Annotated in this window: 1 protein-coding gene; it reads right to left on the reverse strand. The window is 42.4% G+C overall.

What is annotated here, in order from left to right:
- The coding region (locus V6255_RS18485) for an ACP S-malonyltransferase (RefSeq protein WP_425355956.1) at positions 1 to 224 on the reverse strand (224 nt) is incomplete at both ends.

The following is a 224-nucleotide window of genomic DNA, read 5'->3' on the forward strand; positions in this document are numbered from 1 at the left end:
GAGATAACCACTTGACCAGGCGAGTTAAAGTTAACAGGAGAAACTACTTCACCTTGTGCAGCTTGAACGCATGCAGCTTTAATTTCAGCATCACCTAGACCAATAAACGCATACATAGCGCCAACACCAGCAGGAACAGCTTGTTGCTTTAGTTGCCCACCAAGCTCTACTAATTTTAATGCATCTTTAAAATCGATAACACCAGCACCAACCAAAGCAGAATA

This window comes from Psychromonas arctica, assembly GCF_038155225.1.
GTDB lineage: Bacteria > Pseudomonadota > Gammaproteobacteria > Enterobacterales > Psychromonadaceae > Psychromonas > Psychromonas arctica_B.